This is a genomic window from Paenimyroides aestuarii, from assembly GCF_024628805.1.
In the GTDB taxonomy this organism is placed as follows: Bacteria; Bacteroidota; Bacteroidia; order Flavobacteriales; family Flavobacteriaceae; genus Flavobacterium; species Flavobacterium aestuarii_A.
The window spans coordinates 243,491-259,806 of the sequence record NZ_CP102382.1 but is presented as its reverse complement, the minus strand read 5'-3'; the positions used below and the strand labels follow the sequence as shown (position 1 = coordinate 259,806).

General features: G+C 34.1%; 17 protein-coding genes and 1 pseudogene. 15 read left to right on the top strand and 3 right to left on the bottom strand.

Annotated elements, in window-relative coordinates:
- The first annotated feature begins 18 nt into the window (after positions 1-18).
- From nusB to yajC, 3 genes are read left to right on the top strand one after another with little or no spacing between them, the layout of a single operon-like run.
- Positions 19-963 (top strand): transcription antitermination factor NusB, encoded by a 945-nt coding sequence (nusB, locus tag NPX36_RS01225; RefSeq protein WP_257499622.1) that lies wholly within the window; start codon positions 19-21, stop codon positions 961-963.
- 4 nt (positions 964-967) lie between these two features.
- Positions 968-1,462, top strand: coding sequence for a DUF1573 domain-containing protein (locus tag NPX36_RS01220; protein WP_257499621.1), 495 nt, complete (start codon positions 968-970; stop codon positions 1,460-1,462).
- Positions 1,463-1,466: 4 nt separating this feature from the next.
- Positions 1,467-1,757 (top strand): preprotein translocase subunit YajC, encoded by a 291-nt coding sequence (gene yajC / locus NPX36_RS01215; RefSeq protein WP_257499620.1) that lies wholly within the window; start codon positions 1,467-1,469, stop codon positions 1,755-1,757.
- 39 nt (positions 1,758-1,796) lie between these two features.
- On the opposite strand, the gene NPX36_RS01210 is transcribed toward yajC, so the two are convergent.
- The gene (locus tag NPX36_RS01210) at positions 1,797-1,955 is read right to left on the bottom strand and encodes a lmo0937 family membrane protein (protein WP_124899743.1); all 159 of its coding nucleotides are present in this window, start codon (positions 1,953-1,955) and stop codon (positions 1,797-1,799) included.
- A gap of 148 nt (positions 1,956-2,103) precedes the next feature.
- On the opposite strand from NPX36_RS01210, the gene NPX36_RS01205 reads away from it, so the two are divergent.
- Complete coding sequence (locus NPX36_RS01205; RefSeq protein ID WP_257499619.1) at positions 2,104-3,465, top strand: FAD-dependent oxidoreductase; 1,362 nt, start codon at positions 2,104-2,106, stop codon at positions 3,463-3,465.
- An 18-nt stretch (positions 3,466-3,483) separates the two neighbouring features.
- On the opposite strand, the gene NPX36_RS01200 is transcribed toward NPX36_RS01205, so the two are convergent.
- Complete coding sequence (locus NPX36_RS01200; protein ID WP_257499618.1) at positions 3,484-4,995, bottom strand: DUF853 domain-containing protein; 1,512 nt, start codon at positions 4,993-4,995, stop codon at positions 3,484-3,486.
- Positions 4,996-5,320: 325 nt separating this feature from the next.
- On the opposite strand from NPX36_RS01200, the gene NPX36_RS01195 reads away from it, so the two are divergent.
- From NPX36_RS01195 to NPX36_RS01145, 11 genes and pseudogenes are all read left to right on the top strand, one after another.
- Positions 5,321-6,136 carry a MotA/TolQ/ExbB proton channel family protein gene (locus NPX36_RS01195; RefSeq protein WP_257499617.1) on the top strand — a complete coding sequence of 272 codons (816 nt, stop codon included), beginning with the start codon at positions 5,321-5,323 and terminating at the stop codon, positions 6,134-6,136.
- A 74-nt stretch (positions 6,137-6,210) separates the two neighbouring features.
- Entirely contained in the window at positions 6,211-6,828 is a 618-nt protein-coding gene (locus tag NPX36_RS01190; protein ID WP_317618266.1) for an ExbD/TolR family protein, read from the top strand.
- Positions 6,829-6,849: 21 nt separating this feature from the next.
- Positions 6,850-7,386 carry an ExbD/TolR family protein gene (locus tag NPX36_RS01185; RefSeq protein ID WP_257499615.1) on the top strand — a complete coding sequence of 179 codons (537 nt, stop codon included), beginning with the start codon at positions 6,850-6,852 and terminating at the stop codon, positions 7,384-7,386.
- A gap of 23 nt (positions 7,387-7,409) precedes the next feature.
- A complete protein-coding gene (locus NPX36_RS01180; protein ID WP_257499614.1) occupies positions 7,410-8,297 on the top strand; it encodes an energy transducer TonB in 888 nt (295 codons plus the stop codon).
- A gap of 377 nt (positions 8,298-8,674) precedes the next feature.
- Positions 8,675-9,565: an energy transducer TonB gene (locus NPX36_RS01175; protein ID WP_257499613.1), complete on the top strand. Its 891-nt coding sequence runs from the start codon at positions 8,675-8,677 to the stop codon at positions 9,563-9,565.
- 179 nt (positions 9,566-9,744) lie between these two features.
- Positions 9,745-10,635: a PstS family phosphate ABC transporter substrate-binding protein gene (locus tag NPX36_RS01170; protein WP_257499612.1), complete on the top strand. Its 891-nt coding sequence runs from the start codon at positions 9,745-9,747 to the stop codon at positions 10,633-10,635.
- A gap of 26 nt (positions 10,636-10,661) precedes the next feature.
- A complete protein-coding gene (locus NPX36_RS01165) occupies positions 10,662-12,335 on the top strand; it encodes a tetratricopeptide repeat protein (protein WP_257499611.1) in 1,674 nt (557 codons plus the stop codon).
- Positions 12,336-12,658: 323 nt separating this feature from the next.
- Entirely contained in the window at positions 12,659-13,540 is an 882-nt protein-coding gene (locus NPX36_RS01160) for a hypothetical protein (RefSeq protein WP_257499610.1), read from the top strand.
- A 215-nt stretch (positions 13,541-13,755) separates the two neighbouring features.
- Positions 13,756-14,074, top strand: a pseudogene (locus tag NPX36_RS01155) (transposase); the annotation flags it as partial.
- A gap of 203 nt (positions 14,075-14,277) precedes the next feature.
- A complete protein-coding gene (locus tag NPX36_RS01150; RefSeq protein ID WP_257499609.1) occupies positions 14,278-14,895 on the top strand; it encodes a 7-carboxy-7-deazaguanine synthase QueE in 618 nt (205 codons plus the stop codon).
- A 31-nt stretch (positions 14,896-14,926) separates the two neighbouring features.
- Positions 14,927-15,322 (top strand): DUF2059 domain-containing protein, encoded by a 396-nt coding sequence (locus NPX36_RS01145; RefSeq protein ID WP_257499608.1) that lies wholly within the window; start codon positions 14,927-14,929, stop codon positions 15,320-15,322.
- A 255-nt stretch (positions 15,323-15,577) separates the two neighbouring features.
- On the opposite strand, the gene NPX36_RS01140 is transcribed toward NPX36_RS01145, so the two are convergent.
- Positions 15,578-16,288 (bottom strand): class I SAM-dependent methyltransferase, encoded by a 711-nt coding sequence (locus NPX36_RS01140; protein ID WP_257499607.1) that lies wholly within the window; start codon positions 16,286-16,288, stop codon positions 15,578-15,580.
- Between the last annotated feature and the right edge of the window lie 28 nt (positions 16,289-16,316).

Here is a 16,316-nt window from a genome sequence, read left to right as displayed (position 1 = left end):
AAATAAGTTCTTAGTAGCATGGTAAACCGTCGTCATATCCGTTCAAAAGTATTGCAGGCAATATATGCAATGACCCAAAACCAATCCGATCAATTAGATGTATATGAAAAATATCTTTTCAGTAGTTTAGAAAACATCCGTGAATTGTATCTATTAATGCTTTCTTCATTAGTAGAACTTCAAAAAGTAGAAGCAACTTTTTTAGAAGTATCGGCACAAAAACACTTAGCTACACCACAAGAAAAAAATCCGAATAAAAAGTTTGTAAACAACGCTGTGCTGCAAATTTTACTGCAATCTGAAACTTTAAAAAACTGGACAGAAGAGTTGCACGTGAATCAGTTTCAGGTAAACGATCACTATATTAAAGCGCTTTTGCAAGAAATAAAAACCAGCGATTTGTATAAAAATTATATGCGAAACGGGGTGAATACATTTGCAGAAGACAAAGAGTTTGTAATTAAACTTTTTACCGATTTTATTGCACCCAACGAGAAAATTTACGAATTTTTAGAAGATTATAAAATATCTTGGATCGATGATATTCCGGTTGTAAACACAGCGATTTTGAAACAATTGGAAGGATTGAAAAACGAAAGCAGCTACTTTAAATTAAACAAAGTTTTTAAAGACGACGAAGACAAAGATTTTGCCAAACAATTGTTTAGAAAAACAGCTTTAAACGCCGATGTTTTTGTGAAGGAATACGAAGACAAAACCCGCAATTGGGATTTGGATCGTATTGCAGAAATTGATAGCATTATCTTGAATTTAGGAGTTTGCGAATTACAAAAATTTCCATCGATACCCGTAAAAGTAACAATTAACGAATATTTAGAACTTGCAAAAGAATATTCCACACCAAAAAGTAGTATATTTATCAACGGAATTTTAGACGCTTTAGTCAAAGAATACCGCGAAGCAAATAAATTAAACAAAATAGGAAGAGGATTAATTGAATAAAATTATGAGAAAATTAATGTTTGTGGCGGGTTTAGCCGCTTTAAGTTTAACAGCTTGCAACAAAAAAGAAGACGCTTCATCTCGTATAGGTAACACTGCGTCAACCACCACCACCGAAACTACAACAACTACCGAAACCGATGCAAACGGTGCAGCAGAAACCACAACTTCTACCAGCACCCAAACAGGTTTTCCTAAAATCGCATTCAACGAAACCACCCACGATTTCGGCGAATTGAAAAAAGGTTCAAAAGGCGAAGTTGAGTTTGAAATTAAGAACGAAGGAACTGTGGATTTAGTAATCATCGATGCAAAAGCATCTTGTGGATGTACCGTTCCTGAAAAGCCAAACGAACCAATCAAACCTGGTAAATCGGCAAAAATGAAAGTAGTATTTTCTGCAAACAGCCTTGGTGCACAAAGTAAGACAGTTACTTTAACAACCAATACCGAAGCGGGAAGCGAAATATTAACGGTAAAAGCAAACGTAACAGAATAATAAAATGGATCAAGTACAACAGTTTTTACCTTTTGTTTTAATTATGGCAGCTATGTATTTTTTAATGATACGCCCACAACAACAAAGAGTAAAAAAAGAAAAAGAATTTGAAAGCAACTTAAAAGTAGGCGATAAAATTGTAACGAAAGCTGGTATTCACGGCAGAATTTCCGAACTTGCAGAAACAACAATGATTGTAGAAACAATGGCAGGAAAAGTGAAAATGGAAAAAGCAGCCATCTCGTTAGAATTAAGCAGAAAAGTAAATGCTTCTCCTGTAGTTGAAAAAAACTAAAAAAAACTCCTAAAGAAATTTAGGAGTTTTTTGCATTAGTTAAGGTCTGTTTCCAGTAATTAGTCGGTATAAAATGGCAATAACTGCCAACACCAATAAAACGTGTATAAAACTTCCTACGGCATCTGCGAAACCAAAATATCCCACAGCCCATAAAATAATTAATACTACGGCAATAAGCCAAATTAAATCTCTCATAGCATACTATTTTTTAAAATTAGTATATTAAAATTAGTAAAAAAATCGGCGCCATGCAATTTAACTTTTTATTTTTTTTAAACTTTGGCTGCTACAATACATTTTAGTACTTTTATCGCACATATTTTTAAGTAAACAAAAAGCTCTTATGCTTACAGAAAAAAAAGATATCGCTATTGCGGGTGCTGGTTTGGTGGGAACACTTTTAGGCATTTATCTTAAAAAGAAAAACTACAATGTAACGGTTTTTGACCGTAGTGAAGATATTCGAAAAATAAAATTTTCAGGTCGTTCTATAAATCTTGCCATGTCAACACGCGGTTGGAATGCTTTGGATAAAGTGGGTATCGGCGACGAAATTAGAAAAATTGCCATTGCAATGGATAAAAGAGCCATTCATTTAAAAGACGGTTCTTTGTCTTTTCAGCCCTATGGCATTAACGGCGAAGCCATCTATTCTATTTCGCGCGGCGGTTTAAACCGAATGATGATCGATTTAGCAGAGAAAGCCGGCGTGCATTTTGAATTCAACCAAAAAATTTGGGATGTAAATTTAGAAACAGCAACCTTATATATAGGTGAAAACGAACACGGCCCTTTTGAAGAACAGCAGTTTGATCAAGTATATGGTGCCGATGGTGCTTTTTCTCGCATTCGTCACCGCATGCAGCGCCAAAACAGGTTCAACTATTCGCAGTATTTTTTAAATATCGGCTATAAAGAATTGACCATTCCTGCCAATGCAGACGGCTCGCATAAGATCGATCCGAATTCGTTTCACATTTGGCCACGCGGTGAATTTATGCTTATAGCACTTTCAAACGATGATGGCTCGTTCACCTGCACCTTATTTATGCCTTTTGAAGGAGTAAATTCGTTTGAAGAAATTAATACGGAAGACAAACTAACTGCTTTTTTTAACGAATATTTCTCTGATACGAAGGATTTAATCATCGATTTAAAGAAAGATTATTTCACAAACCCAACTTCTTCATTGGTGACCATGCATTGCTATCCGTGGACATATAAGGATAAAGTAGCTTTAATTGGCGATTCGGCCCATGCCATTGTTCCTTTTTATGGACAAGGGATGAATGCCGGTTTTGAAGATATTACAGCTTTGAGCGAGTTGCTAGACGAATTTCCAAACGATATCCAAACTGTTTTTGAGAAATATCAGGAAAAGCGAAAGCCAAATGCCGATGCCATCGCAGAGCTTTCTTATAGAAATTTTATTGAAATGAGTACCAAAACAGCCGATGCTGATTTTTTATTACAAAAGAAAATAGAAGCATGGTTCACTAAATTGCATCCAGAAAAGTGGTTGCCGCTTTATGACCGGGTTACATTTAGTTTAAATCCGTATGAAGATGCCCTAGCAATTGGCGATTTTCAGAAAAATGTAATGGATCAAGTAATGAAATTGCCAAACATTCACAGCGATTGGCAAACCAAAGAAGTAGAAAATTTTATCTTAGGTTTATTAGATACAACAAAAGCAGACAGTTAGTCTGCTTTTGTTTTGAAATTATTTTTTGAAAATTTTGGTAAGCACTCCAAATGCACCTCTAATGAAAGTGGCACTCGTTAGCACCTTTATAATTTGTTTGGTAAAATAACTTTCTTCTTTTTTTGGTGCAGCACTTCGGCTGGATTTTTTTGCCGTGGTTTCTTGAGTACTTTCTTCCTGCGCTGAAAGTTTTTTGTGCAGCAATTCATAAGCACTTTCTCTATCAACCACCTGATTGTATTTGTTTTTAAGAGGCGATTTTTGTATCAACCCATCAATTTCGGTGGGCGATAAAACATCCATACGGCTCATAGGTGCTTGTATCATGCAAACCACCAATGGTGTTGGAATACCTTTTTCGTTCAACACAGTAACCAAGGCTTCACCTGTTCCCAATTGGGTGATGATTTCACTGGTCTTATAATAAGGAGTAGAGGGGAAGTTTTCCGAAGCCAATTTTATTGCTTTGCGGTCTTTATCAGTAAAAGCCCGAAGCGCATGTTGAATTTTTAAACCCAATTGCGCCAAAACACCATCGGGCACATCGGTAGGATTTTGTGTGATAAAATACAGACCAATTCCTTTAGATCGAATCAGTTTCACAATGGTTTCTATTTGATCTAAAAGTGCTTTGCTGGCTTCTTTAAAGATTAAATGTGCTTCATCGATAAAAATAACCAAATCGGGTTGACCGCTGTCGCCTTGTTCGGGCATGGTGTTGTACACTTCTGCCAATAAACACAACATAAATGTAGAAAACAATTTGGGTTTATCTTGAATGTCGTTCAATCGAAGAATGTTTACAAAGCCTTTTCCGTTTTCATCAATCCGCATTAAATCTTTTATATCAAACGAAGTTTCGCCAAAAAATAAATCAGCATCTTGCTGTTCCAGTTCAATTAATTTGCGCAAAATGGCACCGGTTGATGCAGTAGAAACGCGGCCATATTCCTTTTCAATATCTTCTTTGCCTTCGTTGGTTATAAATTGAATCACCTTTTTAAGATCTTTTAAATCCAGTAAAGGCAGTTGGTGGTCGTCGCAATATTTAAAAATTAATGACATAACACCCGATTGGGTATCGTTTAAATCTAAGATGCGCGAAAGCAATACCGGACCAAACTCAGAAATAGTTGCTCGTAAGCGCACGCCGTTCTGTTCAGAAATCGTTAAAAGTTCCACCGGAAATGCAGCTGGCTCATAGGGAAGATTCATTTTTGCATGGCGTTCTTCTATAAAAGCCGTTTTTTCTCCCTTAGCGGCAATTCCACTAAAATCACCCTTAATATCCATCATTAAAACGGGAATACCTTTGATGGAAAGTTGTTCCGATAAAACTTGTATGGTTTTTGTTTTGCCCGTTCCGGTTGCCCCTGCAATTAATCCATGACGATTTAATGTTTTTAACGGTATGTGTATCAGTAAATCGGCAATAGCTTGCTTGTCTGCCATTGCCCCCCCAAGCGTGATAAAGTCGGTTTTAAAAGTGTATCCGTCCTTAATAGTTTGTTGAAATTTTTCTAAATCCATCGAAATAAATACTATTTTTGATAAAGATAGGAAGTTCTTGCAACAAAAAAATGCAAGAAAATCTAATATTAATTAATTGTTATTAAAAAAGTGGTGTTAAAATACAATAATAAAGATAATGAAACGTTTATAATTTAGGGATATGATAAAAAAATATTAAAAAGTAAAATAATTGTTTCTTTTTCGTTAATTTTAAAATCTTTAAGTACACGAACTAAAAAATTATTTTTTTATTTCAACTAAACAACTAAATTTGCTTTGCTTGAATGAAAGCACAAAACTAATTTTAAAAATTGAGTAAACATTAAATTTAAATTTTATTAAGATGACACAAACAGTTGAGAAAAATCCAAGTAGTTCAGGATTATCAAACGTGGCTGCGGCGATTGCTATTATTCTATGTTTAGTTTTTGGGTATATTATCTGGAGATTTGTTCTAGGTTCATCCGTACACTTCATGAATGGTGATCGTAATGGCGATCCTCTTCCAGGTGACTTGTTGGGAATGATGTATAAAGGAGGTCCGGTAATTGCTTTATTAATTGGATTGTTAACAACAACTATTGTATTTGGTATTGAAAGATTCATTGTGGTAAGTAAAGCTGCTGGTGCTGGTGACGTGAAAGGTTATGTTGCAAAAGTACAGTCTTTAGTAAACGCTAACCAAATCGATGATGCTATTGAGCTTTCAGACAAACAAAAAGGTTCTGTTGCAAATGTGGTAAAATCAGCGTTAATTAAACTAAAAGAAGTAAAACGTGAAGGTTTTGATGCAGATAAAGCTACTGAAACTATTCAGAAAGAAATTGAAGAAGCTACTGTATTAGAAATGCCTATGTTAGAGAAAAACATGATTATTTTGGCAACATTAGTATCAATCGGTACCTTAGTGGGTCTATTAGGAACAGTAACAGGTATGATTAAAGCATTCTCGGCTTTATCAACAGCTGGATCACCAGATTCAACAGCTTTAGCAACAGGTATTTCTGAAGCGTTAATGTGTACAGCTACTGGTATTGGTACATCTGCATTAGCTATTGTTTTCTATAACGTTTTCACAACTAAAATCGATAAGTTAACGCATTTTATCGACGAAGCCGGATTCGCAATTACACAATCATACAGAAGACACAATAAATAATTTATTGTAACTCGTATTAATTGTATAATTCCAGATTTTAATCTGGTTAAAAAAGAAGAAAGAATATGGCAAAAATGAAAAAATCAAGTATAAGGATTGATATGACCGCTATGTGTGACGTATCATTCCTATTGCTAACATTCTTCGTTTTAACCTCTACAGCAAAAACACCAGAAGTATATCCGGTTGATTTGCCTGCATCTACAAAAGAAACTAAAATTCCTACAGATGATATTTTAACCATTACTGTAGGGCAAGAAAATGTTTTTGTTGGTTTGTCAGGTAGAGATGATAAGATAGATGTACTTAAAAGAATGGGGCAAGAGTATAATATTCAATTTACAGAAGAAGAATTGAATGCTTTTGCAGGAATGGAAAACTTTGGTGTTGATATCCGTGAAATGAAGAGTTTGTTGGCAAAACCTGCTAGCGAGCGTATGAGTAAAGATTTGCATAAGGGTATTCCTTATAAAGACTCTTTAAACAACCAACTTTCGTCTTGGGTGCGCAATGCACGTGAGTCTTCTTATATTAGAAAATCTACTGAAGATAAAAAGAATTTCTTGAAAGTAGCTATTAAAGGAGATGCAAACGAACAGTTTGGAACTGTAAAGAAAGTAATTGATATACTACAAGAACAACGTCAAAACCGCTTTTACCTTGTTACAGGTTTAAGAACAGACGATTTTTAATCTACTAAATTTTAAAAAGAAATGGCAGAATTAAATACGGGTGGTAACGAAGGCAAAGGCGGCAAAAAAGTAAGAAGTAAAAAACAAAATGCCGGCGTTGATTTAACGGCAATGGTAGATTTGGCATTCTTATTGATTACGTTCTTTATGTTGACCACCTCTTTATCAAAACCACAGTCTATGGACTTACAGATGCCTGATAAAAAGGATGTTCCTATTGAAGATAGAATTAAAGTGAAAGAATCTAAAACAATGACGATTCTCTTAGGTAAAAACAATATGTTGAAGTACTATGTAGGTATGTTTAGTTCTCCAATTGAAGGTCCAACTGATTCTACTTATGGTAAAGATGGCATTAGAAAAGTTATTTTACAAAAGATAGCAAATTTGAAAGCTCAAGGGTTAACTGGAGAACAAGGACAAATTGTTATTATCAAAGCTACAGATGAAGCTACTTATACCAACATGATTGATATTTTAGATGAAATGGCAATTACTGGTATAGAGGTATATGCAATCAATGATATTACTGAAGCTGAAAAGGCAATAATGCAGTAATTATATAATAAAAATAAACTACTATGGCTAATATTAATTTATTTGGAAAGGATTGGACGAATATTGTATTTGAAGGACGCAACAAAGCGTACGGAGCCTACAAATTACGTCAAGAAAATCCTAAAACAACCCTACTCGCTTTATTGCTAGGAGTGGTTTGTATTGGGTTAGCTTTTGGTGGATCTTTGGCGTATAAATCAATTTTTGGAGAAGTATTTAACAAAAAGAAGGATGAATCAGGCGTAGAAATTCTGGATGTACAATTGCCAGAACTTCCTGAACCTGAAGAACCTATTGAGGAAATCAAAGAAGAGCCTATTGTAGAGCCTCCAAAAGAAGAACCAGCTGATGCTTCAAAATCTGTTCAAGATGAAAAGAAATTCACTGAAATGGATGTGAAAAAAGATAATGAAGTTAAAAAGGAAGAACAAAAATCTCAAAAAGAGTTTAATGATGACACCCAATCTGGACGTGAGGACAGAAAAGGTGATAACGAGGGGGATTTTAAATCGAAAGGTGAGCAAACTGGAGGAGCTGATAAAGGTTCAAAAGGTGATGGAAAAGGAGATAAATTTTCTGAAGAAGAAAACCCTAACAAAGTACACACTTTTGTACAGAAAAAGGCTGCACCAAACGAAGGTCTTCAAGGCTTTTTCAATAACTTTATTAGAAAGTTCAACGCTCCAGATGTGGGCGGAAACGTGAAAGAGATTTCTGTTCGCTTAAAGTTCGTTGTTGAAAAAGATGGTTCTTTTACCGATATTCAAATTGCTGGAGCAGATCCGCACAACATTGGTAAAGAAGCAATCAGAGTACTAAAAAGTATGCCTAAATGGAAACCGGCAGAGCACAATGGTAAAACTGTGCGTTCAAGCTTTACGTTACCAATTAAAGTTAGAGTAAATAACTAATATGTTACAAAATTTTATAAATAACTTTAAACAAAAATCGCTTTTACAGCGATTTTTGTTCTTTGTGGGATTAGTGTTTTTAACACTTTATTTTATATTGGGATGTATGTTTATCTTTTGGAAATCAATCCCTTTAGAGCTTTCGTATAATCGAAGGTTGCTTTTCGGGATTTTACTAATTGTGTACAGCATTTTCAGATTTTATAGAATCATCAATAGCAGGCAGGAATAAACTTCCTGCTTTTTTTATGGGTTGCTATACAATAAATGCATATTTTTTACGTTTAACTATAAATAGCTGGTTTAATTTTTGTATATTTAGTTAAATGATAAAAGATATGGTTTGAAAAGTACACTTAACTTAAAAATGTTTTATTATGAGCAATTTGAATTTATTTGGAAAAGAGTGGACCAATATTGTGTTTGAAAACCGCAATAAATTGTATGGAGCCTATAAATTACGGCAAGAAAGTCATAAAACCACTTTTATTGCATTGGCAATTGGTTTAACAATTATCAGTTTAGGTTTCGGTAGTTCGTATTTGTATGCATCTAACAAAAATGAAAACACTGTATTTACCCCTGCTGATGATTCTTCTGAAAAAGTTACATTAGTAGAAACTGATTTAGATAAAATTGTAGAACCACCTGTTACGGAAAAACCTGCCGGAACAAAAGATGAACCAACAAAGGCAGTAGAAACCAAAACAGATGTGATGGACAATAAAAAACTGACCGATGTTAATATAGTGGAAGATCACAAAGTGAAAAATGATGACTTAACAGCGCAAGATGAATTTGACGATAACACCAATTCAAGCACTGATAATGTCGATGCAAATAAAAATGGGTCTTTAAATACCGATGGTACCAAACCAGGAGATAAAAACACAAAACCCGGTAAAGATAAAATTGGTGATGGATCTACCTCTGGATCTACTGCGCTAAAAGGAAATGAAATTGTAACATTGGTGCAAAAAAAGGCAGTGCCTGTGGAAGGCTACCAAAAGTTTTTTGATGCATTTGTGCGGAAGTTTTCTAAGAACACCACTGAAACAAGTTTAAAAGAAGTGACTATCAAATTGCGTTTTGTGGTAGAAAAAGATGGCTCGTTTACCGATATTCAGATCGTTGAAGATAAATTGGGAATGGGTCAAGAAGCAATTCGTGTGTTGCAAACCATGCCCAAATGGAAACCCGCAGAGCATAACGGAAAAACCGTGCGTTCAAAATTTACATTACCCATAAAAATTAAAATAAACAACTAAAAAAGAATCTCGCACAAAAGCGAGATTCTTCGTTATAAACTACATATAATTGTAAAATTTAACAGAGCGTAAAACCAGATTTTGGTCGCTTAGAATTTTTGTTTGTTAAAAATGCAAAATTTGTCAAGTTTATTAAAAAAAAAATTAGTAGATTTAGCAATCAATTAATGTGTAAAAAGATGAAGCAAGTAATTTGGTGTATTTTAGGTATAAGTTTGTTTATTTCATGTAAGCAAGAAACCCAGCAAAATAAAACCAAAAGCCAAGAAGCATATAATAAAGGAACAACCGAAATGTATGTGGAATCATCGGTTTTTCCTATAGTTGAAGATATAAATGAAGTTTTTAAAACATATTACAACGATACGGATATTCAGTTGAAAATGCTTTCGCAAAACGAAATTCTGAAAGCGGTTTACTCTGATTCCATTCGATTGGCGATTGTGCCAAAAACGTTTAACGAAAAAGAGCTTAACGTTTTTAAAGGCAGGGTAGTGCCCAAGATTACGCCAATAGCAAAAGATGCGGTGTTGTTTATCACACAAAAAAGCAGCAACGACACCTTGATTCATTATAACGATGTGGTGGCTATCTTCAAAGGAACAAAAGCTTCAGATAAAGTATTTGTTTTTCACGATGCCAATTCCAATATCGTAAACAAAATTATGAGTGATGCACAAGTGAAAGAGGTGAGTAAAAATGTATATTACGTGAACTCGGTTGAAGAGATTGTGGCTTATATCAATAAAAACAAAAATGCAGTAGGCGTTGTTGGAATCAATTGGATGGTGCAACCCGATGCAAAAATCAAAGAAGGAATTAAACAACTGCGTTCGATGTTGGTTTATAATGATTCGCTGAAACAATATGTACAACCGTCGCAAAGCACCATAGCCGATAACAGTTATCCGCTGATCCGTACAATAAGCATTATCGATGTGCAGGGAAAAGCAGGTTTGGGAACAGGTTTTGCAAGCTTTGCCGCTTCAGACAAAGGACAGCGTATCGTTTTAAAATCGGGTCTTATGCCCATAACATTACCAAAACGCGAAATTAACATAGTAGAATAATCTAGATTTTCAATACATTAGTAATTATGAATAAAAAAATTACCCTAAGTTTAGCTTTATTATCTTTTATTTTTAGTGCAAATGCCCAAGACGGCAATGAAATTGATACGGCAATAAAATATGGTCGTTACGATGTTGCTAAAAAAGAATTATATCGCCTTATTCGCTCACAACCCAATCAAGGAAAAAACTTTTATCGATTAGGGGTAATTCATTTAAACGAGAACAATAAAGACTCTGCCAGTTTTTATTTTAAACAAGGATTAAGAGCTGTAAAAAATGCCGATGTAAACAATATTGGTATTGCAAAAATTGGTTTACTTGACCAAAAAGATAAAGAAGCAAAATCAAAATTTAATGCAGCAACGCTAAACCTTTCACCAAGTGATTTTGAAACCTATTTGGTGATTGCAAACGCATATACTTTTGCGCCAAAACCCGATTTTGATGCCGCATTAGACTATGTGAATTTAGCAATGTTGGTAAACAAAGATACACCAGAGCCGCACATTGCTCGCGGAGATATTTATTTTGCAGAAAAACAGTTTGTAGATGCCCGCCGAGTATATTATGCTACTTCTAAAATGTTTCCGAACAGTTTGTTGCCAAAAATGAAGCTAGCCGATGTGTACCGTGCCGGAAATGAATTTGAAGAGGCAATAAAAGTTTATGATACCATTGTTTCAAAAGATCCAAATTATGCAGATGTTTATAAGCAGTTGGGATTAACTTATGCAGATTACGCTCGCTTCAAAGACGATCGTTCTTTGTTAGACAAAGGGGTGGAAAACTACTTTAAATACCACGGAATGATTGGAGAAAGTATGGATGTGGACAATGAGTTGGCAGCATATTTAATCAAAAATAAAGATTACAAATCATTAGGAGATTTAGTACGCACCAAATGGTACACACGCGGTGATAACTTCTTAATGTATCGCTACCGTGCCATTGCCGATTTCCAAAACGGAAAGTTCTTAGACGCAAAAGAAAGCATTGATAAGTATTTCGATGTGCAAGATAAAAAAGAACAAATATTACCAATTGACTATTTATACAAAGGATTGTCTGAATTGGAAGCATCTAGAAACGAAGACGGAACATTTAATGAAGGAGTTTACAAAAAATCCATTCAAGAAATGACTAAAGCCGTTCAAGATAATCCAAAATTGGGAGTAGCATTACACGAATTGGGTGTGGATTTGTTTAAAGATGAGCACTATGAGCAAGCCTATTTTGTGTTTGATTTAGCATCAAAAGATGAAAAATCACCTTATTATGTGTACGATATGTATTACAAAGGAAATGCATTATACATGGCAAGCGATAAGCCAATGTTTAACGATCAATTGCAAAAGGCAAAAACCAACTTAGACAGTTCGTTAAAGAAAACACCAACTTTTGAAGCATATTTGATCAGTGCGCGTGTAAACCGAAACTTAAACACGCAAACGTCTATGGCACAAATGGAGAAAGATTATGAAGGATTTATCAATCTTTTAACCCAAAAGGGTAGAGCCAACGACGCTGCTTTTAAAGACGCCTTAATCGAAGCTTACACGATGATTGGGAACTACAATCAAAATGTAAACAAGGCAAAAGCAGTGCAATCGTTTCAAAAAGTATTGCAATTAGACTCTAGCAACGAATATGCACGAAAGCAAGTGCAAAATTCTAAATCAACAACAAAAAGCAACTGAAAGGTTGCTTTTTTTGTATAACATAATTTTTAACCATAACAACAGTAGGTTGCGTAGATAAAGTCACGGATTGCAAATCCGCGACATCGGGGAGTTTCTACTTCACCCACATAAATACAATTAAGGCAATAAAAACAGCAATCTGAAAATAATTCATGTACACTTGGAAATCGTAATCTAAATAAATGAAGATTATTGCATAAAAAAGTTAAACTTGTGTTAATTTTAATTTTATTCATTTTTATGTTTTATATATTGCAAATTAAAATTTTCGCGAAATTTCTTGTAAAATTAATTTTATTAATTAAAATTTTTAAAGATATATGAAACGAGTAATTTTATTTTTTATGACTATTAGTTTGTTATCTTGTTCTAAAGAAGAAACTAATTTAAATGATTCCGCAGATTTTAATAATATTAAAGCAAAATCGTCCGGCTTTACAGTAGGAGAAATTCATAATGATTATATGGATTTAGTAAACAACAGTTTTATTGGAGACGAAACAATAACTAATCTTAATGATGGTTATGGGTTTTACTATTCTTTTCTTGAGAATTATACTAATACATATCCAAAATTTACAAATGATGAAAAATCTTTATTTTTAAATTCATATAATAATCATAAAAATCTATTACACTCCAATAATGTGGTTGGCATTATAAATAATAATGTCCTAATCGATAACCCTCTAAAGAATAAACAAACCACATTAAGCGAATTAATATTTGATTTAAAAGAGAATAATGTTATTGGGAATGATGAATTTACTAAAATAAACAATTTACAATATACACTTTCACAAGCTTTTGAAGGAAATATTAGTTATGAAAGTTTTGATTTGTTTATTAAAGATTTAGCCAACGATGTTAGCGAGAATGATTATTTATTGTTAGATCCCATTTCAAGTATTGCTGTACATTCTAATGATTGGTGGACTACTAATTCTCCTGAAATTTATTTGCCAGAACCTATAGGAAGTGTTAATCCTGAAGACAGTAATTACACAACTTATGCTGTTCCTGTAGTAGCAATGGATGCAGCAGGAGCACTAATAGGAGCTGCTGGCACAGCTATTAATCAACACTATAATAATAACGGTAAAATTACAGTTGGCGCAGTAGCTACAGGAGCTGTGATTGGAGCAGTAGTTGCGTCAACAGGAATTGTTGGTAGATTAGGCAAGTGGTTATCTAGAATATAATCTTTTTATTATGACATATAGTGATTGGATTTATGGTATTATTGGTGGACTTATAGGTGGTATTGCTGCCCCCTATATAGTTAAACTATTTTACAAGAAAAGAAATAAAAAAAATAATTAAAAAAAAGTAGAAGCTGTCCGAAAAGTCGGACAGCTTTTTTTTGTTGTATTTTTTCTCCAAAATAATTATCTTAGAGTTGCACAAAAAACCAACAATGGCTAAAGTAGTTTTTAAAAATCAAACAGGCAATAGTCCTGAACTTTTTCCGATTAATATTTTTGATAAAATCCCTAATAATCACCCTGTTCGATTAATCGAAGAGGTTGTTAACTCGTTGGGTATTAGCAATATAATTAAGTTGTACAAAGGAGGTGGTACCTCTGCATATCATCCAAGAATGATGATTAAAGTTTTGTTTTACAGCTATTTGTCAAACGTTTATTCTTGCCGGAAAAATAGCTAAAGCACTCACCGAAAACATCTATTTCATGTACATTTCGGGCAACTCTACCCCGATCGCGCGGATTTGCAATCCGTGCCATTAAAACCACCACAGCCTCTTTACACACGTATTCAGGCTGTTTTGTTATAAAACACTTTACTGCTGTTGTACATTTAATAGTTTGTGGTAAAAAGCAAAACGCAGGCAGGTAGCGAGGCTTTTTTTAGTTTTATAGATTCCAAGAGCGCATTTATAAAGATTTGTGATAACTATCGTATCTTTGCAAAAAAAAGAATGACAGCAACAGAAAAAATCGTTGAAAAATTACCTTTAATGGAAGCGTTTTACACCATTCAAGGGGAAGGTTTTTATACCGGTCATGCCGCATATTTTATACGTTTGGCAGGATGCGATGTGGGCTGTCATTGGTGCGATGTGAAAGAAAGCTGGGATGAAAACCTGCATCCTAAAATTTTGGTAAGCGATATTGTGTCGCAAGCGCAAGAAAACGGAAATTTGGTTGTAATCACAGGTGGCGAACCGCTAATGTGGAATTTAGATTATCTCACATCAAAGTTAAAAGAAAAAGGAATTCAAACAAATATAGAAACATCGGGTGCTTATGAGCTTTCGGGTTTTTGGGATTGGATTTGCTTATCGCCAAAGAAAAAGAAATTGCCCACGCAGAGTGTGTACGATGCTGCCAATGAGCTTAAATGCATCATTTATAACCACCACGATTTTATTTTTGCCGAAGAACAAGCTGCAAAAGTGAATAAAAACGCCAAGTTGTATTTGCAAGTAGAGTGGAGTAAGAAGGCAGAAATGCTTCCAACGCTTATAGAATATGTGAAAAACAATCCAAAATGGGCTATTTCTACACAAACACATAAATATTTGGATATTCCGTAGAAAATTATAATTTTACTCAAAAAAATGAGGTATGAAAAAAATTGTTGTAGTATTGTTTTTAACCGTTTTTACAAACACATTTGCCCAAGCTAATAAAGCCGATGTATTAAAATTGGTAGAACTTTCTGGTGAAGTAAAAGAGTTTTACAATATTGCCGATGAAATTTCGAAACAACTTTCTGTAAATAATAGAGAACGTTTTAAAAAAGATATGGAACCGCTCATTGCCAAACAAAAAAAGAACTTAATTGCCTATTATTCGCAAAACTTATCACAAAGCGAAGTAGAAAATTTGATTGAATTTTATCAAACACCATTGGCAAAAAAATTCATGATGGTAAAAAGCAATTATGCTGTTGTTTTAAGCAATCGGTCGGAGGCTTTTAAAGCCGAAATTCAAGGTATTATTATGAAATATATGATGTAAAAAAGAGAGGCAGCTGCTTCTCTTTTTTTTGATTTTAAGCCTAAGACTGGCATTCTGAGCGAAATGAAGTGTAGTGAAGACCCAAGTTTGCGAATTGGCAAAGCAATCTTATTGTTAGCGATTCCTTCTTCGTTGGATTGACAAGTTTGATTGATCGTATTTTTTTTTTCTTAACCACAGATTTTAAGATGAAAAGGATTTTTTAATCTGTGAAAATTTGTGAAATTCGTATTTAAAGTAAAAATTCTTGATGGTTTATTTTGTAATTCGGGCTAAATAATCAAAATTAGATCCTTCTAAAATCAATTCACATTTTAAATTTTGTGCCATACATGCGTTCTGCAAAGTATTAAAATCAAGGTACAACCAATCAAAAGGAGTTTCTTTTTCTCCTTTGTAAGATATATGAAAGGTAAGTTCGCCATAATAATCACCATACATCGGAATCCATTTTCCGCCGTCTTCGTCTTCATCAAACATGTAAATCAAATCCGAACTGTCAATTAAAAGCTGTCCGTTATCGGTTAATAATTTTTTTAATTTAGAAAGATATTGATCGATATTTTTCAATTTACCAAAGATTCCGGTTCCATTCATCAAAAGCAGAATGGTATCAAATTGTTCCGATTCATCCACCTGTAAAATATCCATCTGTACAGCATTTTCAACCCCACGAATTTTACAAGCTTCCACAGCATTTGCAGATATATCAATCGCCAAAACATTGCATCCCTTTTCCTGCAAATACAGCGCATGGCTTCCGGCACCACAGCCAACATCTAGCACTTTTCCTTTACAAAGCTTTAATGCTTTTTGTTCGATTTTTGGCATATCATTGAACGATCGAAAAAGATACGAAACATCCATTTCATCGGCTTCGCTGATATTGGTTTCGGTGACTATATTTTCGGGCTGATTATTTTGCACATAATCCAGCATGGCTTTGCCAAAAAGGTCTTTAAACATATAATTATTTTTTTTGCAACCACATAAT